The organism is Sporichthya brevicatena (assembly GCF_039525035.1).
GTDB classification, from domain to species: domain Bacteria; phylum Actinomycetota; class Actinomycetes; order Sporichthyales; family Sporichthyaceae; genus Sporichthya; species Sporichthya brevicatena.
Genome location: NZ_BAAAHE010000048.1, coordinates 1 through 23,292 on the forward strand (window position 1 = coordinate 1; position 23,292 = coordinate 23,292).

General features: G+C 72.4%; 27 protein-coding genes and 1 pseudogene. 12 read left to right on the forward strand and 16 right to left on the reverse strand.

Features of this window, described 5'->3' with window-relative positions; translation table 11 throughout:
- Positions 1-73: 73 nt before the first annotated feature.
- From ABD401_RS22190 to ABD401_RS22210, 5 genes and pseudogenes are all read right to left on the reverse strand, one after another.
- Positions 74-643: a Uma2 family endonuclease gene (locus ABD401_RS22190; RefSeq protein WP_344608871.1), complete on the reverse strand. Its 570-nt coding sequence runs from the start codon at positions 641-643 to the stop codon at positions 74-76.
- Positions 644-715: 72 nt separating this feature from the next.
- Positions 716-1,270 carry a winged helix-turn-helix domain-containing protein gene (locus ABD401_RS22195; protein ID WP_344608872.1) on the reverse strand — a complete coding sequence of 185 codons (555 nt, stop codon included), beginning with the start codon at positions 1,268-1,270 and terminating at the stop codon, positions 716-718.
- 124 nt (positions 1,271-1,394) lie between these two features.
- Complete coding sequence (locus ABD401_RS22200; RefSeq protein ID WP_344608874.1) at positions 1,395-1,757, reverse strand: hypothetical protein; 363 nt, start codon at positions 1,755-1,757, stop codon at positions 1,395-1,397.
- A 97-nt stretch (positions 1,758-1,854) separates the two neighbouring features.
- A complete protein-coding gene (locus ABD401_RS22205; RefSeq protein ID WP_344608876.1) occupies positions 1,855-3,156 on the reverse strand; it encodes a DUF2786 domain-containing protein in 1,302 nt (433 codons plus the stop codon).
- Positions 3,157-3,220: 64 nt separating this feature from the next.
- A pseudogene (locus ABD401_RS22210) lies at positions 3,221-4,003 on the reverse strand (ERCC4 domain-containing protein); the annotation flags it as partial.
- Positions 4,004-4,155: 152 nt separating this feature from the next.
- On the opposite strand from ABD401_RS22210, the gene ABD401_RS22215 reads away from it, so the two are divergent.
- Positions 4,156-4,818 carry a PadR family transcriptional regulator gene (locus ABD401_RS22215; RefSeq protein ID WP_344608880.1) on the forward strand — a complete coding sequence of 221 codons (663 nt, stop codon included), beginning with the start codon at positions 4,156-4,158 and terminating at the stop codon, positions 4,816-4,818.
- A 457-nt stretch (positions 4,819-5,275) separates the two neighbouring features.
- Here the strand turns inward: ABD401_RS22215 and ABD401_RS22220 are convergent, their stop codons facing one another.
- Entirely contained in the window at positions 5,276-7,033 is a 1,758-nt protein-coding gene (locus ABD401_RS22220) for a coiled-coil domain-containing protein (protein ID WP_344608882.1), read from the reverse strand.
- Between the two features lie 249 nt (positions 7,034-7,282).
- Between ABD401_RS22220 and ABD401_RS22225 the strand changes: the two genes are divergently transcribed.
- Together ABD401_RS22225 and ABD401_RS22230 are read left to right on the forward strand one after the other, a co-directional pair.
- Positions 7,283-7,528 (forward strand): superinfection immunity protein, encoded by a 246-nt coding sequence (locus tag ABD401_RS22225; protein ID WP_344608884.1) that lies wholly within the window; start codon positions 7,283-7,285, stop codon positions 7,526-7,528.
- Positions 7,529-7,612: 84 nt separating this feature from the next.
- Positions 7,613-8,173, forward strand: coding sequence for a DUF4839 domain-containing protein (locus ABD401_RS22230; protein WP_344608886.1), 561 nt, complete (start codon positions 7,613-7,615; stop codon positions 8,171-8,173).
- Here the strand turns inward: ABD401_RS22230 and ABD401_RS22235 are convergent.
- Both ABD401_RS22235 and ABD401_RS22240 read right to left on the reverse strand, forming a co-directional pair.
- Positions 8,170-8,895 (reverse strand): VOC family protein, encoded by a 726-nt coding sequence (locus tag ABD401_RS22235; protein WP_344608888.1) that lies wholly within the window; start codon positions 8,893-8,895, stop codon positions 8,170-8,172. The genes ABD401_RS22230 and ABD401_RS22235 overlap by 4 nt on opposite strands.
- A 21-nt stretch (positions 8,896-8,916) precedes the next feature.
- Positions 8,917-10,080, reverse strand: a complete 1,164-nt coding sequence (locus ABD401_RS22240) for a YbfB/YjiJ family MFS transporter (protein WP_344608890.1) — start codon at positions 10,078-10,080, stop codon at positions 8,917-8,919.
- 92 nt (positions 10,081-10,172) lie between these two features.
- Here ABD401_RS22240 and ABD401_RS22245 point away from each other — a divergent pair, with 92 nt between their 5' ends.
- Positions 10,173-11,090, forward strand: a complete 918-nt coding sequence (locus tag ABD401_RS22245) for a LysR family transcriptional regulator (RefSeq protein ID WP_344608892.1) — start codon at positions 10,173-10,175, stop codon at positions 11,088-11,090.
- 21 nt (positions 11,091-11,111) lie between these two features.
- Here the strand turns inward: ABD401_RS22245 and ABD401_RS22250 are convergent, their stop codons facing one another.
- Together ABD401_RS22250 and ABD401_RS22255 are read right to left on the reverse strand one after the other, a co-directional pair.
- Complete coding sequence (locus ABD401_RS22250; RefSeq protein WP_344608894.1) at positions 11,112-11,618, reverse strand: hypothetical protein; 507 nt, start codon at positions 11,616-11,618, stop codon at positions 11,112-11,114.
- Between the two features lie 179 nt (positions 11,619-11,797).
- A complete protein-coding gene (locus ABD401_RS22255; protein ID WP_344608896.1) occupies positions 11,798-12,556 on the reverse strand; it encodes an SAM-dependent methyltransferase in 759 nt (252 codons plus the stop codon).
- Positions 12,557-12,626: 70 nt separating this feature from the next.
- Between ABD401_RS22255 and ABD401_RS22260 the strand changes: the two genes are divergently transcribed.
- The 5 genes from ABD401_RS22260 to ABD401_RS22280 are packed head-to-tail and all read left to right on the forward strand — an operon-like array spanning position 12,627 to position 15,943.
- On the forward strand, positions 12,627-13,661 hold the full coding sequence (locus tag ABD401_RS22260; protein WP_344608898.1) for a TIGR03617 family F420-dependent LLM class oxidoreductase: 1,035 nt from the start codon (positions 12,627-12,629) through the stop codon (positions 13,659-13,661).
- 35 nt (positions 13,662-13,696) lie between these two features.
- On the forward strand, positions 13,697-14,518 hold the full coding sequence (locus ABD401_RS22265; protein WP_344608900.1) for an enoyl-CoA hydratase/isomerase family protein: 822 nt from the start codon (positions 13,697-13,699) through the stop codon (positions 14,516-14,518).
- The gene (locus ABD401_RS22270) at positions 14,518-15,258 is read left to right on the forward strand and encodes an SDR family NAD(P)-dependent oxidoreductase (protein ID WP_344608902.1); all 741 of its coding nucleotides are present in this window, start codon (positions 14,518-14,520) and stop codon (positions 15,256-15,258) included. Before ABD401_RS22265 ends, ABD401_RS22270 begins: the two co-directional genes overlap by 1 nt.
- Before the next feature lie 50 nt (positions 15,259-15,308).
- The gene (locus tag ABD401_RS22275) at positions 15,309-15,533 is read left to right on the forward strand and encodes a type II toxin-antitoxin system VapB family antitoxin (protein WP_344608904.1); all 225 of its coding nucleotides are present in this window, start codon (positions 15,309-15,311) and stop codon (positions 15,531-15,533) included.
- A complete protein-coding gene (locus tag ABD401_RS22280; RefSeq protein WP_344608906.1) occupies positions 15,530-15,943 on the forward strand; it encodes a PIN domain-containing protein in 414 nt (137 codons plus the stop codon). The genes ABD401_RS22275 and ABD401_RS22280 overlap by 4 nt, the downstream gene beginning before the upstream one ends.
- Positions 15,944-15,959: 16 nt before the next feature.
- On the opposite strand, the gene ABD401_RS22285 is transcribed toward ABD401_RS22280, so the two are convergent.
- The 5 genes from ABD401_RS22285 to ABD401_RS22305 form a co-directional block, all read right to left on the reverse strand.
- Positions 15,960-16,331, reverse strand: a complete 372-nt coding sequence (locus tag ABD401_RS22285; protein ID WP_344608908.1) for an Rv3103c transmembrane domain-containing protein — start codon at positions 16,329-16,331, stop codon at positions 15,960-15,962.
- On the reverse strand, positions 16,328-17,242 hold the full coding sequence (locus ABD401_RS22290; RefSeq protein WP_344608910.1) for a mechanosensitive ion channel family protein: 915 nt from the start codon (positions 17,240-17,242) through the stop codon (positions 16,328-16,330). The genes ABD401_RS22285 and ABD401_RS22290 overlap by 4 nt, the downstream gene beginning before the upstream one ends.
- Positions 17,243-17,250: 8 nt before the next feature.
- A complete protein-coding gene (locus ABD401_RS22295; RefSeq protein WP_344608912.1) occupies positions 17,251-18,276 on the reverse strand; it encodes an NAD-dependent epimerase/dehydratase family protein in 1,026 nt (341 codons plus the stop codon).
- A 1-nt stretch (position 18,277) separates the two neighbouring features.
- The gene (locus tag ABD401_RS22300) at positions 18,278-18,601 is read right to left on the reverse strand and encodes a plasmid stabilization protein (RefSeq protein WP_344608914.1); all 324 of its coding nucleotides are present in this window, start codon (positions 18,599-18,601) and stop codon (positions 18,278-18,280) included.
- 83 nt (positions 18,602-18,684) lie between these two features.
- Positions 18,685-19,038 carry a DUF3140 domain-containing protein gene (locus tag ABD401_RS22305; RefSeq protein ID WP_344608915.1) on the reverse strand — a complete coding sequence of 118 codons (354 nt, stop codon included), beginning with the start codon at positions 19,036-19,038 and terminating at the stop codon, positions 18,685-18,687.
- 145 nt (positions 19,039-19,183) lie between these two features.
- On the opposite strand from ABD401_RS22305, the gene ABD401_RS22310 reads away from it, so the two are divergent.
- Genes ABD401_RS22310 through ABD401_RS22320 form a run of 3 tightly spaced genes read left to right on the forward strand, consistent with a single transcriptional unit; the run spans position 19,184 to position 21,845 of the window.
- On the forward strand, positions 19,184-19,600 hold the full coding sequence (locus ABD401_RS22310) for a CBS domain-containing protein (protein WP_344608917.1): 417 nt from the start codon (positions 19,184-19,186) through the stop codon (positions 19,598-19,600).
- Between the two features lie 5 nt (positions 19,601-19,605).
- A complete protein-coding gene (locus tag ABD401_RS22315; protein WP_344608919.1) occupies positions 19,606-20,355 on the forward strand; it encodes a DUF72 domain-containing protein in 750 nt (249 codons plus the stop codon).
- Complete coding sequence (locus ABD401_RS22320; RefSeq protein WP_344608921.1) at positions 20,352-21,845, forward strand: FAD-dependent oxidoreductase; 1,494 nt, start codon at positions 20,352-20,354, stop codon at positions 21,843-21,845. Before ABD401_RS22315 ends, ABD401_RS22320 begins: the two co-directional genes overlap by 4 nt.
- A gap of 153 nt (positions 21,846-21,998) precedes the next feature.
- Here the strand turns inward: ABD401_RS22320 and ABD401_RS22325 are convergent, their stop codons facing one another.
- A complete protein-coding gene (locus tag ABD401_RS22325; protein ID WP_344608923.1) occupies positions 21,999-23,183 on the reverse strand; it encodes a zinc-dependent alcohol dehydrogenase in 1,185 nt (394 codons plus the stop codon).
- Between the last annotated feature and the right edge of the window lie 109 nt (positions 23,184-23,292).

Here is a 23,292-nt window from a genome sequence, read left to right on the forward strand (position 1 = left end):
CGGCGGCGCGGTCCTGCGGGCGATCGTCATCTGGGCCACCGGGTTAGGAGACACGCCCTAGGTCCGCGGCTCCTCAGCGCGGGCGGCGACCGTCGAGCAGTCGGGCCGGCGTCAGGTCCAGCAGGAACGGTTCGCTGACGCCGACGACCTCCTCGCCGCACGCGGAGGCGATCAGGTCGTAGGTGCCGTCCGGTGCGAGCCGGTGAACCTCGATCGCGCCCGGCTCGCGGGGATCGAGGATCCAGTAGGACGGGACGCCGATCCGCGCGTAGTGCGCCATCTTGGTGTTGCGGTCGTGCAGCTCGGTGCTGGGCGAGAGCACCTCGACGGCGAGCACGGGTGCCGTCGGCAGGTAGTCCTCGGCCAGCTCGGTGAACCGAGCGACGAGGACGTCCGGCTGCACCTCGTTCTGCGGCGAGGTCCGCACCCCGAACGGCGCGAGGAGCACCCGGAACTCCGGCGGGCACGCCCGGCGCAGTTCGACGTAGACCGACGCGACCATCTCCTGGTGCGACCAGGTGGGCCCCGGGCTCACCAGCAGCATCCCGTCGAGGAGCTCGTAGCGACGGCCGTCATCGGGCATCGTCTCCAGGTCCGCCACGGTGAACGGGCGACCCTCCGCGAGCCCCAGCTGATCCGTCATGCCCACCATGGTCCCCCTTCCCTGTCCCGAGGGCCAGGGTTCACGAGGGCACCGACAGTGCGCGGGCGCGCGTCAGGCGACGGCCTCGGCGACGGCGTAGCGGCCGGTGGTGCTGTCGAACCGGTAGCCGGTGCCGCGGACCGTGACGATGTGCGCTCCGGCATCCCCGAGCTTGCGGCGCAGGCGACGGACGTGGACGTCGACGGTCCGCTCCCCGATCCCGTGCGAGTGCGGGATGTTCCAGACCGCCGCGAGCAGCTGGCCGCGGCTGTAGACCCGGCGGGGCGAGGTCGCGAGGTAGGCGAGGAGCCCGAACTCCTTGTGCGTCAAGGGAATCTCGACTCCGTCGACGGTGACGATGTGCCCGGCGAGGTCGATGAATAGCCCGGCGGCCTCGGGTGCGGGCGCCGGTGCCGCAGTAGCCGGCAACGGGGCAGTCGGCAACGGCGGCGAGACGGTGAGCTCGGTGCGCGCGATCGGCAGCGCCTCCCCCACCAGTTCGCGCAACGACTCCGCAGCCCCGAGGACCGCGCGCAGCACCTCGGGCGTCACCACCCCGTCGAGGTGCGCGCGGATGGTGACGGTGACCCCGTCACCCTGGACCGGCATCGTCAGCAAGTTCCCCACGGCGACGAGTGTGGCACCGTCCCGCCTCAATGTCTACTTGTCCACTAGACATTCGCCTCTCTGGGGCCTGTGAGGTCGAGCACTGGGCCCCGCCCGCCGCGCGCGGGGCCCAGCTGATGGTCCGTCAGGTCAGGGAGCCGGACAGGACGAACGAGGCCGGGCTCGCGCCCTGCTCCGCCGCGCCGCCCCGCTCGCCAGGCGCGACGCCGCGACGGCTCTCCCCTCCGATCCCCTGCCCGCGGCCGCCGTTCTCGTCGTCCGGGCACGGGTGCTGCCGGGCCGCCCCGTCGGGTGTGACCCCGCTGCGGGCGCCCGGGGTTGCCTTCGGGGTCGTGTCCCCCGACGGCTCCGACGGCGCGCTGCTCGGTGCCGGCGTCCCCGCCGGCTCGTCCGCCGCGACGGCCCCGACCGCCGAGAACAACACGCCACCCGCGACCAGGCCGGCAGCGACCAGCCCGACCGAACGGCTGTACTGACCGATCTTCATGTCCCCTCCTTCTCGGGCCCCTGCGGCCCATGAAGATCAGGGAATCGACCGCACCTTCGCCCGGCCTTGGAGGACGATTCGGAGTCGCTCTCGACCCTCAGTTGGCGACCTGGTCCCGGACGTCGAGGCGGGCGAGGTCCGCGGCGGCGCGACCGGCGGCCCAGCCCTCCGGGTCGCTGACGCGCGTCGGTCTGGTGACGATGTGCGGGAAGACGCGGGCGAACTCGCGCTCGACGTCCTCACTCGCCGCGCGGAGCACGGGCAGCAGCCGGTCGCGATCCGGTGTCTCGGCCAACGCCGACTCCCCCACCGCGCGCAGGCGCTCACCGATGCGCTGCGCGAAGGAGATGAGGAAGGCGCGGCGGAACGCGCGCGTGCGCGACGTCCCCGACCGGTCCATCTGCCGACCGTGGCGCAGCATCGCCGTGTCGGCCTGGACGAGCAGCGAGGTCGCGAGCAGTTCGACCGCGTCGAGGTCGTGCGGGTCGCCCACCAGCGAGACGAACCCGAGCGCCTCGCTGAGCACCGTGCGGCACCGGTTCGCACCGGCCACAGCGTCGACGAGCATCGCCTTCGCGCCGACGTAGGGGGCGTCGATCCAGAGCCGCCGGGTCGTCACACCCGGGACAGCATCGGAGGTCTGACTCTGCGTCAGCAGCCGGTCGAGGGCGTACCGAGCGATCAGCTCCTGGGCCTTGGCGGTCAGAGCCTCGGCCTCCGCGTCGTACTGGGTCGACTCGGCCTTGGCCAGCAGGGCACGGACCTTCGCGAGCTGCCGCGCGGCGTCGGCGCCCGCCGGGGCGGCGCGCGATGCGGTGCCCTGCCCCGGCGGCGCGACCGTGACCGCGATGGCGGGCAAGGGCCGCAGGGTCGCGACCACACGCAGGGTCAGCGCGAGGTCCGCCGGGTCGGCGAGGTTCGGCACGAAGGTCGGCGGCAGGTCGTCGAGCTCGCGCCGCCACCGGTCGTCGATCCGGGACGGGCTGAACGCCTGCGCGTGGGCGCGCAGCAGGCCGGCGTACAGCGCCGGCGCGTCGCCCCCGACGCGGCGACGGAGCACCTGCCCGAGGTCGTCGGGCGTCCATCCACCGGCGACCATCGGTTCGACCAACGAACTCAGCGCGTCCGCGACCACGATCGCCAGGAGCTCGCGGTCCCACCGGAGCAGGTCGACGGCCGCGCGGTCCGCCTCCGCGGCGTCGTCCATGATCCGGTGCACCCAGCCCACCACCGCCGTCGCGACCTCGCGGCGGCCGTACGGCTCGCGCCGTCCCGCCTGCTCCTGCCCGCGGTGCTCGCGCCCCACACCGAGCGCCGCGCCCGAGCCGTGGCCCGCTGCCCGCGCCTTCGCCCGCTGCTTCGCCTTCGCGGCCCGCCGGGCCCGGTTGTTCATCCCCATACCCGCATCCTTGCCGTCGGTGCCGACAGTCCGATTGGCGCCCTCACCCCGGCTGCTCGGCGGTCCAGATCAGGGCCGCGGCGAGGTAGCGGTAGGTCCACTCCTCCGCGAGTTTGCGGGTCTCGCAGAAGACGATCGGGACCTCGGGATAGCGCACCTGCAGCTCGGCGATCCCGTCGGCGACGACGGACGGCCGCTGGTGCGCCAGGGTGAAGATGCGGGAGTAGCGGTCCTCGACGACGACCGCCGCGCGGGGAACGGCGGCCAGCTCGCCGAGTGCGAAGCGGAGCTTGCCGTTCATGACGCTGCTGACGAGGTCGTCGAGGGACTTGCGCTCCACCACCGCGAGCAGCTTGCCCTCGGCCTCGACGCCGTAGTCGCCGCAGGGCAGGGCGCGCTTGGTCGTCGTCACCTGCTGGTTCGCGAACTTGTAGGCGTACCGCTCGTGGGCGTCGACGACGATCTCCATCGTCGCGAGCCCCGCCGCCCGCGCGGTCGGGGTGCTGACGGCCGGCCGGGCCTGCTTGCGCGTCCGGGGCGACTGCCAGAAGACCATCTCCCGACCGCGGGCGCGGGTGAAGACGATCTGCGAGCGGGACTCCCGCGTCCGGTCGGCGACGACGTCGATCGCCGCGCCGCGGCGGGTGCAGGCGGTGAGCGGCACGGTCTCGACCAGGTCGGGCTCGGCCGGCCACTCCGCGAGCGGGACGGGATAGCAGAACAGCGCGTTCGTCCGCGGCCACGTGTCCTTCGTCCGGAAGACGAGATCCTCCCGACCGGCCGGGACGCGGATCAGGAACGGCAGCGAGCTGTCGGCGTCAGGGTTGCGCGCGATCAGCAGCTCCACCCGCCCTTCCTACCGGAGAACGCTTCCGCGGAAGCGTTTCGGCTCGCGGCGCCGTCGCTGTTCGGTGCGCCACACCACGTTGCATCGCGATACGTTTCGATATATCGTGACTGCATCGACCCCAGGGAGGGGTCGGAACCAAGGAGAATCGAATGCATGACTTCCACAACGGCCGTACCTACGGCCACCCGGGCCGGCGCTACCGCGCCGAAGACCCGTCCGAGCGCGGCTACGGCCGGCGCGGCGGCGGACGGGGCGGCATGAGCCCCCGCGGCCGCGACGGCGACTTCGAGCGGGGCGAACCCCGCGGGCGCCGGGGCGGACGACCCGATCTCGGACACCCGCACTTTCGCGGCCACCGCGGTCGCGCGCAGCGGGGCGACGTCCGCGCCGCGGTGCTCCGCCTCCTCGCCGAGCACTCGATGCACGGCTACCAGATGATGAATGCGATCGCCGAGCGCACCGGCGGCAGCTGGCGCGTCTCCCCCGGCGCGATCTACCCGACGATCGCCCAGCTCGAGGATGAGGGCCTCGTCCGCACCGAGGCCGAGGGTGGCCGCAAGCTCGTCGTCCTCACCGACGCCGGCCGCACCTACGTCGAGGACGAGACGACCGCCCCCGCCGACCCCTTCGCCGCCATGACCGACGAGAAGGGCACCGGCCTCCGCGACGTCTTCGAAGGCCTCGCCGTCGCCAGCAAGACCCTCGGCCGCACCGGCACCCCGACCCAGATCGCCGCCGCCCGCGAGGTCCTCGAGAAGGCCCGCCGCGACCTCTACCTGATCCTCGCCGACGACCCCGGCGCGAAGGGCTGACCCCAGCCCTCGCCCGCCCCACTTCACCAGCCGCCCCGCGCACTTCACCAGCCGCCCCGCGCACTTCACCAGCCAGGACCTCGCTTCACCAGCCAGGCAGGGCCGGTGAAGATGGCCTCGGCCAGTGAAGACGGGGAGCGGCGCCAGGCGCGAGGCGCGCCGACGTGCTCGCCAACCGGCCGAGCGGGCCTGGGACGAGGCTCCCCCACCCGTCCCGCCAGCTTCACCAGCCGGGACCACCTTCACCCGCCCCGCCCAGCGCGTGAAGAGCAGGCTCAGCCAGTGAAGCCGGCGGGGTGGCTGGTGAAGCGGCAGGCGGGGCGGCGGCGACGACGACGAGGCGCCCGGGCCCGGACGCGCGTCAGCCGGCGACCCAGGGAGGGGGGCCGCCGGCCGACCGGGATGGCTCAGGTTCTGGCCGGCCGCCCGGAGGGGGGCCCGGGCGGCCGGCCAGGGTCTACTTGTCCGCGGCGGTGTACTGGGCTCCGCCGAGGACGGCGGTGGTGACCGCGAACTGGGACCGGAGCTCGACGACCTGCTCCCGCATCCGCTCGATCTGAGCCTCCGCGGCGGTGACGCGGTCCGCGGACTTGACCAGTTCCGACTCCAGGCCCTTGGCGCGGGCCTCGGCGGCGCCGCGGGCGCGCTCGGCGAGAGCGAGCTTCGCGGCCATCTCCTCCAGCTTCGCGGCGAGGGCGTCCTTCTCACCGTCGACCGCGGCCTTGGCCTGGTCGGCGGTGTCGCGCTCGGCGGTGAGGAGCTCGATGCGCTCGCGGATCGCGGCCGCGGTCGCGGCGGACTCACGGGCGGCGGCGCCGGCCTCGGCCGCGGCGGCCTCGGCCTCCAGCGCGCGCTGCTTGAACTCGGCGATCGCCTTCTCCGCAGCCTCGCGGCGGGCGATCTCCGCGTTCAGGGCGGCCTCGGCGGCCGCGGACTCCTGGGCGTGGGCCGTCGCCGCGGCGAGGGTTTGCGCCCGGGCCGCGTCGACCTTCGACGCCGCGTCGGCGCGGGCCGCCTCGATCAGGCGGGCCGTCTCCATGCGGGCGCCCTCCATCTTCGCGGCGGCCTCCTTGCGGACCGCGTCGATCGCCGCGGCGGCCTCGGTGCGCGCCTTCTCGACGGTGCGAGCCGCCTCGGTGCGCACCTCCTCGGCGCGGGTCTCGGCGACCGACTTGGCCTGCTCGCTCGCGGCCACCGCGGCCTTGAGCTCGGAGATCTGGGCCAGCAGACGCTCGGCCTCGGCCTCGGCGGCCGCGGTCGAACGCTCGGCCTCGGACTTCTGCGCGGCGAGCTGCGCCGTCAGCGCCTCGACGCGGTGACGGGTCGACGCCAGCGACGCCGCCGAGCGACGCGCCTCGGCCTGAGACTCCGTCAGAGCAGCGGTCGCCTCGTCGGCACGGGCCTTGTCGGCGGCGGCAGCCTCGGTCGCCTTCACGCGACGCTCGACCTCGGCGAGACGCGCGGTCTCGGACGCCTTGCGCGCCGACTGCTCGGCGGCGAGGGCCTTCTCGGTCGCGTCGAGCCGGCCGGTGAGCTCCTCCACCGACTTCAGCGCCGCGACGAGCGCCTCGTTCTGCGCCGCGAACTCCTTCTGCATCGTGTCGCGCTCGGCGGACATCAGACGGACCGCGGCCTGGGCCTGCTCGACCTTCTCGGCCAGCGCGGCAGCCTGCGCCGCGGCCTCCACCGCGGCGGCGTCGGCCTGCGCGCGCTCGTTCTCGGCCTGCAGCTGCGCACGCTCGGCGCGGGCGACGCGGGCGTTCGCCTCGGCGACCTTCTCCGCGGCCTCGGCGGAGACCGCCTCCATCTGCGCGGCCACGGCCTCCGGGTCGGCGGTCTGCTTCAGCGCCTCGTTCAGCTCGCCGAACTGGCCGAGCAGGTGCTCGACCATCCCGACGACCTGACGACGGATCTCGGACGCACGCTCACGCGCGCTGTCGACGGGACGCTCGTCGATCGGGGCACCCGTCAGCTTCGACTTCAGCTCCTGGCGGGCCTTCCAGGCCGCGGCCGGGTTGTGCTCGGGGTCGCCGCAGTAGCGGGCCACCCCGTTGGCGCCGTCCGCGGCGCTCGGGACCGGGGTCCGCATGCAGTTCGGCATGGCGCAGGTGGGACGCGTCTGCGCCGGGACCGCCTCGGCGGCCACGGGACGGGCCGGCGTACGCGCGGCCCGGTTCAAAGGAGCGGAGCTGCGGGAGGTCGTCTGCTCGGTCATGCGCTTGATCGTTCCGAAGTCGATCACCGGACGTGCCGGACATTGCGAATCCTTGAGAGCGGAGCATTCGGACATCCGCGACATCCCCGGACGATCATGGTCATCTGACGAACCCTCAGTCGATCGCCGCAGCGCGGAGTCATGTCTCCTCCTCGGTGCGTTGCGTCGGCATTCAGACACCGACCGGAGCGGGTCTGTGACACCTCTCCCGAGCTACATTGGGGAAGCCGACGACGACGGAGGTCAGCCATGGTTCGCGTGATCACCGATCGCCGGTCGCGGCCGATCAGCGTCACCATCAGCGTGATCCTGACGATCTGCACCCTGGGCTACTTCCTGCCGTGGATGGTGGCCTCGCTGCGGGGGAAGTCGAACGCCTGGGCGATCTTCTGGCTCAACCTGCTCCTGGGCTGGACGGTCATCGGGTGGATCGCCGCGCTCGTCCTCGCGTGCACGGCGCACCAGGTCGCGGGGATCGCGCCGGGGCGGCGATAGCGGCCACCCCGGTGTGACCGAACCGGTCGCCGACACGGGAAGTCATGCCGCCGGACGGGCCGACCGCCCTGTCAGGGTGGGCGGGTGAAGCGCACCTGGGTCCGGGCCGTAGCCGTTGCCACGCTGGTCGGAGGGCTGACCGCCTGCGCGGACGACGAGGAGCCGAGCACCCCGACGCCGGCGCCGACATCCGCGGCGACGAGCGCGAGCCCGACCGCGACCGCCACGGACAGCCCCGCGGTCACGGTCCAGAACGACCCGACGTTCGCATCGGTCCTGCAGGCGACGGACTCGTGCAACGACGAGGTCGGGGCGTTCGCGACGGCCTACGCGGGCCGGACGATCGAGTTCGACGGGTCGGTCGCGGCGATGGCGGGCGGGCTCTCGATCGTCGAGCGGACCGACCCCGACGACGGGCAGGGGTTCTACGACATCCTCGTCGTCCCCGGCGACCAGGGCCCCCTGACCGAGGTCGGGCCGTCGTTCCAGTTCCACGACGTCACGCTCGCCGATCTCAACCTCGTCGGCGAGAAGGTCCCGGACTCGATCGGCAACGGCGACCGGCTCCACGTCGTCGCGCAGGTCGGCGAGTACACGATGGGCTGCCTGATCCGGCTCGTGCCGGTGTCCACCGAGTTCCGCTAGGCCTTCCGCGCCGCCAGCACGCAGAACTCGTTGCCCGACGGGTCGAGGTAGTACCGCCAGGGCAGGTCGCCCCACTCGGGGTGGAAGACCTCCCGCCCGCCGCGTTCGGTGATGCCGGCCGCGACCGCGTCGGCGTCGTCCCCGGCCTCGAGCCGCAGGTCGAGGTGCCAGCGGTTCTTCCGCTCGTCCTTCGGCGCAAGCTCCGGGATCCACTCCAGCCACGGCCCGAGCCCGGACGGGTGCCGCACCGACGCGAACTCGCCGTCCTCGACGAGTTCCCAGCCGCTCAGCCAGGCCCAGAACGCCCCGTCGCGCGCCGGGTCCGCGGACCGCAGCACCACCGCCGCCAGCGGCCCCGTGTCGGCGTACACCGCCCGGTCCTCCAGGACGCAGAACGCGTTGCCCTCCGGGTCCGCGAGCACGACCCACGGGACGTCCCGCTGGCCGATGTCCAGCGGCCGCGCGCCGAGGTCCACGACCCGCGCCACCTCGGCCTCCTGCGCCGTCCCGCCGCGCAGGTCCACGTGCACGCGGGGCGAAGGGAACGGCGGCTCCGCGACCTGCTGGAAGCACAAATCGAGCGCCGGCCCACCCTCGACGCTCAACCGCGTCTCGAAGAGGCCGGGCTCGTCGGTCAGCCGCTCGCAGCCGAGCGCCGCCTCCCAGAACGCGCCCAGCCGCTGCGGCTCCTGGGCGTCGATGACCAGGTTCTCCAGGTACATGCGCCCAACCTAGGCGCCGGGTCAGACACCCGAGCGCCGCATCCCGGTGCTCGCCACCGCGGCGGCGACCACGATCCCGACGCTGACGAACAGCGCCGAGCGGTAGCCGGAGTCGAGCATCGGCGTGACGACGAGCGGGCCGAGCATCTGCCCGATGCTGTAGCCCGTGGTGAGGATGGCGACCGCGCCGGGGATCCGCATCTGGTTGCCGATGGCGAGGGCCATCATCGCGATGCCGAGGAACGTCGCGCCGAACAGCACCGCGGCCACGAGCGCGGCGACCGCTCCCCCGAAGATCGGCGGCTGCGCGACGCCGATCGCCTGCACGGCGAGCGCCGCCACGAACAGCGTCGACCGCGGCGTGAACCGCGCCAGCCACGCCCACAGCGCCGCCGACGGGGCGGCGGCCAGGCCGACCAGCACCCATGCCCACGTCCCGACCGAGCCCGGGGTGTTCTGCTCGATCGCGGCCACCAGGAACGTCCCGGCGATGATGTACCCGACGCCCTCGAGCGCGTAACCCGACGCCAGCGCGACGAACCAGCGCCGCGGCGCCGCCGGACGCGCTGACCCACCGTCAGCTCCGTTGCCTTTCGGCACTGGCAGAGCCCACGCGGTCACCGCGCACACCGCCGCGGCCACCGCCGCCCACCACCAGGCCTGCTCCCACGTCCCGCGCGACCGCAGGGCCAGGACGAGCGCTCCGGACAGGGCAATGCCCGTCCCGACGCCGCTGAACACCCACCCCACCCAGTGGTGCGCGTGCTCGCGCAGGGTGTGCAGCACCGCGCCCGCGCAGACGATGAAGATGACCGCGCTGCACGCCCCGGCGACGAACCGGAGCACCAGCCACGGCCCGACCTCGGGCCACGCCGGCATCAGCGCCAGCGACGCGACGAGCGCGACCAGCGCCACCCGGTACGCCCACCGCGACCGGGCCAGGCCGGGGACCACCATGGTCGCGAGCGCCCCGGCGAAGTACCCGGCGTAGTTCGCGGTCGCGAGGTGCGCGCCGTCGGTCGGCGAGAGGCCGGCCTGGGCGTTCATCAACGGCAGGATCGGCGTGTAGACGAACCGCCCGATCCCCATCGCGGCCGCCATCGCGGCGGCCCCCTGCGCGACGAGGAGCCAGGGCCGCACAGCGATCGCGGTCGCGAACTGCTCGCGCTCGACGGTCAACGCCACGCTCCCGATGGTGGGGCCGGTCGCCCCCGGTGGCCACGACACGTCTGCTCCTGACTGGTAGGCACAGCCTCTCAGGGAGTTAGCCTGCCCGGATGGAGCTCCGTCAGCTGCGCTACTTCGTGGCCGTCGCCGAGGAGCTGAACTTCGGCCGGGCGGCCGCGCGGCTGCTGATCGCCGGCCCGTCCCTGTCCCAGCAGATCAAGGCCCTCGAGCGCGACCTCGGCGTCCGCCTCTTCGACCGCGACCGCCGCTCGGTCGCCCTCACCCCCAGCGGCGCCGCGCTGCTGCCCAAGGCCCGGGCGCTGCTGGCCCAGGCCGAGGACCTGCGCCGCTCGGCCGCGGGCCTGGCCGCGAGCGCGCCCGTCCGGCTCGGGTACGTCCACTGGCTCCCCGCCGACCTGACCGCGCGGGTGTTCGGGCTGGCGGACGTCCACGTCGACACCTGGGTCCTGCCCTCGCACACCCAGGCGCGCCGGGTGGCCGAGCACAGCCTCGACCTCGCGGTCTGCTGGATCCGGACGAGCGACCTCGCCGAGCTCGGCCTCGCCTCCCGTCTGGTCGGCGCGCACCGGCTGCACGCGATCGGCCCGGCGCCGGAGGCCGGCGCGGTCCGGGCCGCGGACACCGTCGTCCTCGTCGACGCCGACACCGCCAACTGGGAGTCCTGGAACGTCTTCGTCGAGGAGTTCGGCGCCGACACCGGGGCGAAGGTCGTCCGCATCGAGGACGGCGGCATCACCGGCCCGGCGTACTTCGCGCACGTCCGCCGCCTCGGCCGGCCGGTCCTGAACTCCCCGAAGGGCGAGGGCGTCCCGCTCCCGGCCGACCTCGCCGCCCGGGCGGTCGTCGACCCGACGCCGTTCTACACGTGGTCGCTGGTCTGGCGGGCCGACGAGACCCGACCCGCCGTCCTCGCGACCGTCGACGCCCTCGCCGTCGAACCCACCGCCCTCGGCCTCGACTCCCCCGCCGCCTGGCTCCCCGCCGGGGACCCGAGCCGGAAAGCCTGACCTTGTGTCAGCTGAAGGACCTCAGCACTCGGCGGGGTACCACTTACCGTCGATCAGGCGCCACTCGTCGCCGGTGTCTTCTTCGCCGGTGTCCGCCAGGTTATTGAGCATCTCGGCCCCCGGCCCGGTCGCCTCCGCGAAGACCCGGCCCGTGTCGCCTGCGATCGTGATCTTGGTGATCTTGAAGCCCGTGACACCCGGAGCGAAGAGCTTGGCCATGGCCGGCGCGGCGAGCAGCGCCTTCTTGTCGTCCTCAGTGCACTGCGGTGCGAGGAACTTCAGGAGGTTCTTCGCCGGTGCCTTTCCGATCATCGCGTTGTTGTACTCGGACGACGCTGCACGGAGCGCTCCCTCGGGAGTTGACGTGTCGGCGCCGCCGCCCGTGAGCGCAACAGCCGTGGCGACACCGGCCAGAACGGTGACGGCGGCCGCGCCCCCCACGATGAACTTCATGCGCGAGTCGAAGGGCTTAACCGACTCAGCCGAACCGGCGATCTCGTCGATCGAGTTGCCCGTCACGTCGTCCACAATTTCTCCCACACCAAGAGGCCGAGGCTGGTCCTCGGACCTTGATTGGACGAGCGCCCGCTTCGCCACGTTTCGGCCCTTCGGGCAGGTCGACCCCGGCCGATCGGATGGTTCGCTGCTCACGACGCCCCTTCGCGCGTGCACCAGGTCACAGCACGAGAGGCGAATCCGCTGAGCGGTCAGGCCTTCTTACGCGCCGTCAGGAGGGTGAAGGAGAGCATCTGGCCGCCGTCGGCGGCGAGCATGCGGCCGACGGAGCCGGCGTGGGGGTCCTCGCCCCGGAGCGAGCAGGTGACGTCGTGCCAGAGCCACCAGTCGGCCCAGCCGTCGGGCTGGAGGCGGGCCTTGACGTCCTCGACGAGACCGGTGAGCTCCCAGCTCTGCTTCCACCAGCCCGGGGTGTGCCAGGCGAGGGCCTCCCAGCCGACGCACTCGGCGATGTAGTGCGGGATCGCCCCGAGGGTGCGGATCTCCTTCGTCATCCCCGGGGTCGCGACCGCGAGCGTCCCGCCCGGTCGGAGGAACCGCGTCAGGTACCCGAGGTAGTGGTCGTCGGTGCCGAAGTACTCGAAGGCGTCGACGCTGACGATCGCGTCGAACGACTCGGGCTCGAACGGCAGGTCGTGCGCCTCGGCACGCACCGCCGTGACCGAGGACCCCACCCCGGCGGCGTCGAGGACCTTCTGGACCTCCTCGGCCGGGGTCCACCAGTCGGCGGCGACGACCTCGACGTCGTACTCCTTGGCGAGGAACACCGACGTCGCGCCCCGGCCCGCGCCGAGGTCGAGGACCCGGGCGCCGGGGGTCAGGTCGAGGTCGAGGTTCTCCAGGAGCCAGAGCGGGTGCGGCCCCATGTCGAGGGAGACCACCCACGCCGGGTCGTAGTTGAGCGAGCGCGGGTACCGCTCCGGGCGGATCAGGTCTTCGAGGGACGCCACGCAGGCATCCCACCACGCCGCGGGCCGCCCGACTTGGTTGACTGGCCCCGTCCCCAGCGAAGGAGTCCGTGTGCAGATCGACGTGATGGTCGGGCCGACCCCGTGGAACGAGGTCGCGCAACTCGCCCGGGACCTCGAGAGCGCCGGCTTCACCGGCATGACCTTCACCGACACGACGCAGACGCCGTGGATGTCGATCGCCGCCGCCGCGACCGCCGCGCCGCAGCTGAACTTCACCACCGGCATCGCGGTCGCGTTCCCCTCGAGCCCGATGGTGCTCGCCGGGATCGCGTGGGAGCTCGCCGGCAACACCGGCGGCCGGTTCCGCCTCGGCCTCGGGAGCCAGATCAAGGCCCACATCGAGCGCCGCTACGGCGTCGACTACGACCCGCCGGGTCCGCGGCTGCGCAGCTACGTCCTCGCGGTGCGCGACATCCTCGCCGCGTTCCGGGGCGAGACGAAGCTCGACCACCACAGCGAGTACCACGACCTGACGCTCCTGCCCCCGGCCTGGGCGCCACCCGCCCACGAGCACGGGGACATCCGCATCGACGTCTCCGCCGTCGGGCCGTGGATGTGCAAGATGGCCGGCGAGCACGCGGACGGCATCCACGTCCACCCGCTGCACTCGATGCACTACATCTCCCATCGGCTGCTGCCGCAGGTCCGCGAGGGCGAGGCGAAGGCGGGCGCGGGCAAGACGACGGACCTGCTGATCCCGGTCTTCATCGTCCCCGGCGACACCCCCGAGGAGCGGGCCGCGCTGACCGCCAAGGCCAAGCAGCAGATCGGCTTCTACGGCTCCACGCCGAACTATCACTTCCAGTTCGACGACCTCGGCTACGAGGGCACGACGGAGAAGGCCCGCCTCGCCCTGCGCAACAACGACATGGAGGCGCTGCGGGCCTGCATCACCGACGAGATGCTGGAGCACTACGCCGTCGTCGGGCCGTGGGACTCCATCGCCGACACCCTGATCTCCCGCTACGGCGACCTCGCCGAACGCGTCATCTCCTACCTGACCGTCGACGACCTCGCCACCCACCCGGAGAACCTCGGCCGCTGGGGCGAGATCGCCCGCGCGGTCCGCGACCACATGAACTGACGTCCCATCACCTGACTGACACCCCAGGAGAGCCCGTGCCGTTCGACTACGCCGCCGCCTACCCGTCGCTGAAGTTCGACCGTCCCGGCGACGGCATCCTGCGCATCACGCTCGAGGGCCCCGGCCTCAACGCCGTCAGCCCGGACGGGCACCGCGAACTCGGGGACGTCTGGGTCGACGTCGACCGCGACCCCGAGACCCGCGTCGCGATCCTGCAGGGCGCCGGGAAGGGCTTCTCCGCCGGCGGCAGCTTCGACCTGATCGACTCCATGATCGCCGACTACGGCACCCGCATCCAGGTCATGCGCGAGGCCCGCGACCTCGTCATGAACGTCATCAACTGCTCGAAGCCGATCGTGTCGGCGATGCACGGGCCGGCCGTCGGCGCCGGGCTGGTCGCGGGTGTGCTCGCGGACATCTCGATCGTCAACCGCTCGGCGAAGATCATCGACGGCCACACCCGCCTCGGCGTCGCGGCCGGCGACCACGCCGCGATCTGCTGGCCGCTGCTGTGCGGCATGGCGAAGGCCAAGTACTACCTGCTGACCTGCAAGCCGCTCACCGGCGAGGAGGCCGAGCGGATCGGCCTGGTCTCCCTCTGCGTCGACGACGACGAGAACGTCCACGACAAGGCCCTCGAGGTCGCGACCGAGCTCGCCGCGATGGCCCAGCCGGCGCTGCGGTTCACCAAGCACGCGCTCAACCACTGGTACCGGCAGGCCGGCCCGATCTTCGACGCCTCCCTCGGCCTGGAGTTCATGAACTTCACCGGCCCGGACGTGCTCGAGGGCGTCGCCTCCCACCGCGAGAAGCGGGCCCCGAACTTCCCGAGCGTCTCCGACACCCGGCGGATCTGATGAACCTCGACGACCGCGTCGCCGTCGTCACCGGCGGCGCCTCCGGCATCGGCCGGGCGATCGCGCAGGCCCTCGGCGCGGCGGGCGCGAAGGTGGCCGTTCTCGACCGCGACGAGGCCGGCGCCCGCGCCACCGCCGAGACGTTGCCGCACGGGGGCGACGCCTTCGTCGTCGACCTCGCCGACCCGGCCGCGATCCTGCGCGTCCGGGACGAGGTCGTCGACCGGTACGGCCTGCCCGACGTCCTCGTCAACGCGGCCGGGTTCGACCGCATCGAGCCGTTCATGTCGAACGACGACGAGCTCTGGCAGTCCCTCACCGCGGTGAACTACCTCGGCCCGGTCCGGATGTGCCACGCCTTCCTGGAGCCGATCCTCGCCGCCGACCGGCGCGCGAAGATCGTCAACATCTCCTCCGACGCCGGCCGCGTCGGCTCGATGGGCGAGACCGTGTACTCCGGGACCAAGGGCGCGGTCATCGCGTTCACCAAGTCCCTCGCCCGCGAGATGGCCCGGCACCGGATCAACGTCAACTGCGTCTGCCCCGGGCCGACCGACACGCCCCTGTTCGCCGCGGTCCCGGAGAACATCCGGACCGCCCTGGTCAAGGCGATCCCGTTCCGCCGCCTCGCCGAGCCGAAGGACATCGCCGACGCGGTCCTGTTCTTCTGCTCCGACCGCTCGGACTACATCACCGGCCAGGTCCTCTCCGTCAGCGGCGGCCTGACGATGGCGGGCTGAGATCGTCCACAGGCCATACATGCATATGCATAAACGAGTAATATGTATGCATGCGCCGGACGACGATTGAACTCGACGAGGACCTGGTCGCGCGGGCGAAGCGCGCACTCGGCCTGACCACGACCCGCGCGACCGTGGAGGAAGCCCTGCGCCGCGTCGTGGAGAGCGGCGAAGCCGCACGTGCAGAGCGCACGGAACGGCAGCTGGCTGACCTGGAAACGATGACCACCCACGTCGACGTGGACGTCCTGTCGTCGGACGCCATGTGGCGGTGAAGCGACCGCGGGCGGTCGCGGGCTGGATCTTGGACAAGAGCGCGGCTGCGCGTGCACACCTGCCGGATGTTCGGGATCAGCTGGCGCCGCTCGCCGGCTCCCTCTACCTCTGCCCAGTCGGCGAGCTCGAACAGCTGTACTCGACGAAGTCGGCCGGAGACTACGACCTGCGGGCTCGACAGATTCGCGACGTCTACCTGCGCGCCGAACCTCCCGTGGACCTGCTCGACCGCGCCCTCGTGCTTCAGCACGACCTCGCGCGTCATCACGGGATGTGGCATCGGCTTCCGATCCCGGACCTGCTGATTGCCGAGACCGCGCTGCACCTCGGACTCGGCGTCCTCCACGTGGACCGCGACTACGACCGGATAGCCGCGGTCCGCCCGCTCATCCATCGCCGCGTGGGCTGACCCGCCCGCCCTCGTTTCAGAACAGGCCGCGCGGGGCCGGGGTCGGGGTGGGCTCCGGGGTCGGGTCGGGGGTGCCGAAGAGGTCCGCGACACCCCCGGCCGGGGTGGGCGCGGGCGTCGGCGTGGCCTGCGGCGCACCGGAGGGGCGCGGGGTCCGCGAGGGCGTCGGGGTCGGGCGCGGGGTCGCGGCCGGGGCTGGAGTGACCGTCGGCTCGGGCCGCGGGGTCGGGGTGGCGCGGGTCTTGCGGACCGTCACAACCTCCTCGGTGTAGCCGAGGGGCTCGGGGCGGATCAGGATCCACAGCGTCAGGACGGCGAGGAAGGCCGCCATCAGCCCCACCGTCGAGGTGCGGACGCGGCCACCGAACAGCGTGCGGGGCAGGTTCACGGCGTCCCCGGGGCGTTGGCGATGACCGTGCCGGTCGGCAGCGAGATGCCCTGCTCCCGGAAGGCGGTGATCACCCGCGCGCGCAGGGCGCGGCCGACCTCGTACTGCCGGTCCGGCAGCGTGCGCGCCACCATGCGGACCTTCACGAAGCTCGTGCTGATCGTCTCCACGCCCATCACGGTCGGCTCGTCGAGCAGCAGCGGGCGCAGCTTCGGGTCGCGGTAGACGTCCGCGCCGACCTCACGCAGGATCCGCTGCGCCTCCACGAGGTCCGAGTTCGGCCACAGCGGGATGTCGACGATGGCCCGCGCCCAGTCGCGGGAGAGGTTCGTGACCTGCACGAGCTGGCCGTTCGGCACGATGACGAGCTCGCCGGTGAACGTCCGCATCTTGGTGATGCGGAGCGAGACCTCCTCGATCGTGCCGGTGACACCGGTCTCCGAGCCGAGCGTCGAGATCCGGACCAGGTCACCGAACCCGTACTGTCGCTCGGCGATGATGAAGAACCCGGCCAGCAGGTCCTGCACGATGCGTTGCGCGCCGAAGCCGAGCGCGACGCCGAGGACCGCCGCCGGCGCGACGAACCCGGTCAGGGAGAACCCGAGCAGCGTCAGGCACCGCACGATCGCGATGCAGACGACGATGACGTTGGCGAGCCAGATCAGCACCTGGACCAGCGCGTGCCGGTGCTTGCCGCGCTCGGTGCGGACGACGTCGTCGAGCTCGGCGGTGCCCGCGTCGATGTGCCGGGTCGCGTAGTGCCCGACCGCCGCGACGGCCCGGCAGGCCAGGATCGCGCCCAGGACGACCAGCACGATCTCCAGGCCGTCGCCGCGGGCCCAGGTCGTCAGGTCGTCGGTCTGGGCGGCCGCGACGAGCACGTCGCCGGCCGGCGGGGAGGCAATGCGCACGCCTCAGATCAAACCAGTTGGAGCGCCGGTGTCGGGCCCTGGGCACCGTCGGCGAAGCCGTCGAGCAGCTCGGCCGCCGCGTGGGCGGAGGAGTGCCGCGGCTCCCAGCCGAGCTCGGCGCGGGCGCGGGTGGAGTCCAGCGACGCGCCGGTGACCAGCATGTCCAGCCAACCGGGCGAGGTCGGGATCGCCCGGGCCTTGTACGCGACGCCCACCGCGGCGCGCGTCAGCTGACGCGGGACCCCGATCGGGCGCGCCCCGCCCATGACCTCTCCGAGGTCCTGCGGGCCGAGCACCTCGGCGGCGAGGTTGAACGGGCCGGCGGCCTTGCGCTCCAGGATCCGGACGATCGCGTCCGCGACGTCGTCGGCGTGAACCAGCTGCATCTGCAGACCCGCGGGCAGCGGCAGCAGCGGCAGCCGCCCCCGCAGCGCGGCCAGCGCCTTCATCGGCAGCCGGGAGCCCACGAACAGCGACGCGATCTCGGCGGCCGCGTTCCGTTGGACGACCAGCGTCGGCCGCACGTACGCGAACGTCATGTCCGGGTTCGCCAGCTCGGCCTGGCCCACCAGCCGTTCGGCCTCGACCTTCTGCCGGCTGTACGAGGACGTCTCGACGCCGGTGGTCGGCCAGGTCTCGTCGACCGGACTCGTCTCGTTCGGCGCGTACACCGCGAGCGAGGAGCCGTGCACCACGTGCGGCACCTTCGCCGCCGCCGCGGCGCGCAGCATCCGCGCTGTCCCGCCGACGTTGACGCCGTGCAGGCGCTCCTCCTCACGGACGGGCTGGATCGCCCACGCGAGATGGACGACCGCGTCGACGCCGGTGAAGGCGTCCGCGAGCAGCGGTTCGCACTCCGGCACCGACAGGTCGATCGCACGCCAGTCGACGGCGCCGAGCGACTCCCCCGCCGGCCCCTCGGCCGGCGGGCGACGGCAGATGCCGACGATGTCGATGCCGGGGTCGGTGCCGCGCAGCGCGCGGATCAGGGCCGTCCCGAGATTCCCGGACGCGCCGGTGATCGCAACGCGCACGTCAGCGACCGACCGCGCGCTCGAGCTGGGCCTTGTTCATCTTCGAGCGGCCCTTGATGTTCTTGTGCTTGGCCTCGTTGTAGAGCTGCTCCTTGGTCCGGCCGCCCGAGCCGCTGTGCGACCGGAGGCCGCCGCGGCGGCTCGACGACATGTCCTTGGTCGAGCTGCGGCTCGACTGTTTCGACTCGCCGGAACGGGCGCGCTCCTTGTTGACCGTCCGCGCCGCGATCTCCTCGGCCACGTCGGTCGACTTGCCGCGCTTCTTCAGACCGGCCTTGATGTGCTCGTACTGCCGCTCACGCTTCGGGCTCGAACCCGCGGGCATGGCGCACCTCCTCGATGGTGTCCTCGTCCCCGGAGGTCTGCCCCGCCCGCTGCCGCTCGAACGTGCCGCGCGTCGCCGGGTCGTCACTTGCAGGGGTCGTGGCCCCAGTTCATCAGCGAGTACCGCCACCGCGAGGCGGTGATGTCACCGGACGGCCGCTGCTTCCCGTGCCGATGGACGTAGCCCACGACCTTGTTCATGTGCTCGTAGTCGGCATCGGTCAGGTCGTCGACCTTCTTCTCCAGGATGTCGACGATCCGCCGGCCGGACCGGTGCCCGGTCGACTCCCCGCCGCCCGTCCCGGACTTCGTGCTCTCCCCCGCCTGGCCCACCGACCGCGACTCGTCGGTCTGCAGCCACTTCTCCAGCTCGCGGCGGGTCATGTTCACCGCGTCCTGGAACTCCCGGCGGACCTGCTGGGTGTCGGTGTCGGCCATGTCGGCCACCTCGTCTCCTCGGCGTCGTCGTTCCCGACGTCAGCTGCCCGGGTCCGGACGGATTCAGTCGTCGCCCGTTTCCGGCCCCGGTGCCGGGTAGTCCGAGATCAGGCCGATCTTCATCCAGCGCACGAGGGAGGACCGCATGACCAAGGCACGCGAGATCATGACGCCGAATGCCGAGTGCATCCGCGCGGACCAGACCGTCGCCGAGGCGGCCCGCAAGATGGCTGAACTCGACGTCGGCGCCCTGCCCATCTGCGGCGAGGACGACCGTCTCAAGGGCATGATCACCGACCGGGACATCACCGTGAAGGTGATCGCCCAGGGCAAGGACCCGAACAGCGTCAAGGCCGGTGACCTCCAGCAGGGCGAGGCCGTGACGATTGGTGCCGACGACGGCATCGAGGAACTCATGAAGACGATGGGCCAGCACCAGGTACGGCGGCTGCCGGTCATCGACGGACACAAGCTCGTCGGCATCGTCGCGCAGGCCGACGTCGCCCGCGCGATGCCCGACCAGCCGGTCGGAGACCTGCTCGACGCCCTGTCCGCGCCCTAGACCGCATGCCCGTTCTCGTCGGCACCTCGGGCTGGCAGTACAAGGACTGGCGCGGCGTGCTCTACCCGCCGCGCTGCCCGACGCCGCGCTGGCTCGCGGAGTACTCCCGCCAGTTCGGCACGGTGGAGAACAACAACGCGTTCTACCGCCTGCCCGAGACCGAGACGTTCGCCCGGTGGCGTGAAGCGACGCCACCGGGCTTCGTCATGGCCGTGAAGGCTTCGCGGTTCCTCACCCACATCAAGCGGCTGAAGGAGCCGGAGGAACCGGTCGCGCGGATGATGGACCGCCTCACTGGCCTCGGCGACCGCCTCGGCCCGGTCCTGCTCCAGCTGCCGCCGAACCTCAAGGCCGACCTCGACAAGCTCGACGCCTGCCTGCGCCTGTTCCCCACCGAGGTCCGGGTCGCGGTCGAGCCACGGCACGAGACGTGGTGGACTCCCGAACTGCGCGATCTCCTGACGGAGCGTAAGGCGTGCCTGGTGTGGGCCGACCGGAACTCGAAGCCGATCAACCCGCTGTGGCGCACCACGGGCTGGGGCTACGTCCGCCTCCACGAGGGCCGAGCCAAGCCCTGGCCGAACTACGGCCGGCACTCGCTGCACTCCTGGGCCGACCGCGTCCGCGAGACCTACACCGTGGACGAGGACGTCTACGTGTACTTCAACAACGACCCGGGCGGCGCCGCCGTCCGCAACGCCCGCACCTTCGCCCGGCTCGTACCGACGGCCGACGTACCGACAGGATCGCCATGACCACCGTCTCCGCCACCGGCTCCCCGTGGCTCGCCGACACCACCCGGACCGCGCCCCCGGCCTCCGGCGCGCTCACGTGCGACGTGCTCGTGATCGGCGCCGGGATCACCGGCGTCACCACCGCGCTGCTGCTCGCCCGCGCCGGGCTCGACGTCGTGATCTGCGAGGCGGCGACCGCGGTCAGCGGCACCTCGGGGCTGAACACCGCGAAGGTCTCCGCACTGCAGGGCACGATCTACACGACCCTGACGCGCCGTCACGGGGCCGACACCGCCGCTGCGTACGCGGCCGCGAACCTCGCCGGCGTGGCGACCGTGGCCGAGCTCGCCGAGCAGTTCGCCCCCGACGCCGGGCTGTCCCGCCGGACCGCCGCGACCGTGGCCGGCTCCGTCGACGACGTCTCCTCGATCGAGCAGGAGCTCAAGGCTGCCCGGGCCGCGGGGCTGCGCGTCACCCGCGCGGACTCGGTGGACGCTCCCCTGCCCTGCTACGGCGCCGTGGTGCTCGAGGACCAGCTGACGCTGCACCCGGTCCGCTACGTCCGCGGTCTGCTGCGCGCGGCCCAGGACGCCGGGGCGCGCCTGTTCGAGGACAGCCGCGTCACCGGCCTGCGCGGCGGCGACCCGTACCGGGCGCGCACCGAGCACGCCGAGATCACCGCGCGCCACGTCGTGGTCGCCGCGCACTACCCGATGTTCGACCGCGGCCTGTACTTCGCGCGGATGGAGGCCAAGCGCTCCTACTGCGTCGCCGGTCCGCTCGCCGGGGAAGCCGGGCAGACCCTCGCCATCACCGCCGGGTCGCCGACCCGGTCCTGGGCGCTGCTCGACGGGATCGCCGTCCTCGGCGGCGAGGGCCACGCGGCCGGTGACCGCGGGGTCGGGCCCGACCGCTTCGAGGCCCTCGAGGACGACCTCCGGGCCTGGACCGACGTCCGCGAGGTCCCGTACCGCTGGTCAGCCCAGGACCCGGTCGCCGCCGACCACCTCCCGATGATCGGGCCGTACGTCCCCGGCTCGAACTCGCTCTGGGTCGCGACCGCGTACGGCAAGTGGGGGCTGAGCAACGGCACCGTCGCGGCCGGCATCCTCACCGATCTGGTGATGGGGCGTCAGAGTCCTTATGGAGAAACGTTCCGGCCGACCCGCTTCAACGTGAAGTCGGTCCACAGCCTGGCCCGACTGCAGGCGAAGGTCGGCGCGGACATCGTCGGCGACCGGCTCCGCCCGGGTGAGGCCTCCTCCCCCGACGCCGTCGAGCCCGGCACCGCCGCCGTCGTCCGCTCCGGCCACAAGCAGGTCGGGGTCTACCGCGACGAGGCCGGCGCCGCCCACTGCGTCTCGCTGCGGTGCACCCACCTCGGGTGCCTGGTCCGCTTCAACGCCGCCGAGACCAGCTGGGACTGCCCGTGCCACGGCTCCCGCTTCGACGTCGACGGCAACGTCCTCGAGGGCCCCGCCGTCCACCCGCTCGCCCCGGAATCCCTCTAGCCCCACCCGTTTCCGAAGGGGTGAAACCCCTACGTTGCGGCGTCAGAAAAGGGTGACACCCCTTACTTACGAGTAAGGGGTGTCACCCCTTTTTTGACAGCGGGAGCGGGAACGGCGGCGGGCCGACCGACCAGCGGACCGACCGACCGCGTGTCAGGGCTTGAGGACGACCTTGAAACAGTTGTCGGTCTTCTTCTGGAACATCTCGTACGCGGCGGGGGCGTCCTCGAGCGGGACGCGGTGGGTGGCGAAGTCCTCCAGCCCGAGCGGGTCGCCGTCGGCCTCGACGACGGGGAGGATGTCGTCGATCCAGCGCTTGACGTGGCACTGGCCCATCCGGAGCTGGATGCCCCGGTCGAACATCTCCATCAGCGGCATCGGGTCGGTCTCGCCGCCGTAGACGCCGGAGAGCGAGACGGTGCCGCCGCGCCGGACGGACTTGACCGCGGTGTGCAGCGCGGCGAGGCGGTCGATGCCCATCTTGTCCATCATCGGCTCGGCGAGCTTGTCCGGCAGCATGCCGACCATCGTGTGCGCGGCCTTCTCCAGCGGCGAGTGCGCGGCCTCCATGCCGACGCCGTCGATCACCGCGTCCGGGCCGCGCCCGGCGGTCATCTCGATCAGCGCGACGGAGACGTCGTCGACCTCCCGCGAGTCGACGACCTCGATGCCGTCGGCCTTCGCCCGTGCGAGCCGGTCGTCGACGAGGTCGACGCCGATGACCCGCTCCACCCCGAGGTGCTTGGCGATCCGGGTGCACATCAGGCCGATCGGGCCGAGGCCGAGAACAGCGAGCGTCCCGTCCTTGGGGACGTCCGCGTACGCGACCGCCTGCCACGCCGTCGGGACGACGTCGGAGAGGTAGAGGTACCGCTCGTCCGGGACGCCCTCGGGGACGACGATCGGGCCGAAGTGCGCCTGGGGCACCCGTAGGTACTGCGCCTGCCCGCCGGGCACGGAGCCGTAGAGCGAGGTGTAGCCGAAGAGCGAGGCGCCCTTGCCGGTCGCGGTGTTCTGCGTCGTCTCGCACTGGGCGTAGAGCGCCTTGCTGCACATCCAGCACGTGCCGCAGGAGATGTTGAACGGGACGACGACGCGGTCGCCCGGTTTGATCTGGGTCACCTCGGGGCCGACCTCCTGCACGATGCCCATGGGCTCGTGGCCGAGGACGTCGCCGGGCTCCAGAAACGGGCCGAGCACCTCGTACAGGTGGAGGTCGGAGCCACAGATCGCCGTGGAGGTGATCTGGATGATCGCGTCCGTGGGGGCCTCGATCCGCGGATCGGGCACGTCTTCGACGCGTACGTGACGTTTACCTTGCCAGGTGAGTGCTCTCATGGCCGAACACTGCCCGTGCTGAGCGTGCCGATGCCGAAACCCGCTTCGGATTGCTTGTCCTGAATCACAGTCAGCCCTCGTTTCACTGCTGGTCAGCGACGGAATCCTC